The organism is Nocardia cyriacigeorgica (assembly GCF_010858045.1).
In the GTDB taxonomy this organism is placed as follows: Bacteria; Actinomycetota; Actinomycetes; order Mycobacteriales; family Mycobacteriaceae; genus Nocardia; species Nocardia cyriacigeorgica_E.
In genome coordinates this window covers 1-323 of record NZ_JAAGVC010000231.1, presented here as the reverse complement: position 1 = coordinate 323, position 323 = coordinate 1, and the positions used below count along the sequence as shown (strand labels likewise).

General features: G+C 70.0%; 1 protein-coding gene. It reads left to right on the top strand.

Translation table 11 applies throughout. The features are described 5' to 3' along the window. Positions 1–8: 8 nt before the first annotated feature. Positions 9–323, top strand: a 315-nt coding sequence (locus GV790_RS29500; RefSeq protein ID WP_306043454.1) for an acetyl-coenzyme A synthetase N-terminal domain-containing protein, incomplete at its 3' end; no start/stop codon positions are given.

The window sequence follows — 323 nt, the reverse complement described above, 5'->3', positions numbered from 1 at the left end:
ACCGTGAATTGTGGCAGTGGTCGGTGGACTCGCCCGCGGAATTCTGGCGGGCCCTGTGGGACTACTTCGACCTCGGTGACGTCGCCGGTGCGACACTCGGCAGCCGGGAGATGCCGGGTGCCGAGTGGTTTCCGGGAACCCGGCTGAACTACGTCGACCGCCTGGTCAGCCAGGGCCGAAGCGACCGTCCGGCGATCCTGGCGGTACACGAGGACCGCGAGCCCCGGGCGATCTCATGGGCCGATCTGCTCGGGCAGGTGGGCGCCTGCGCAGCGACCCTGCGCGAGCTCGGTGTCGGCCCTGGTGACCGCGTCGTCGGCTAT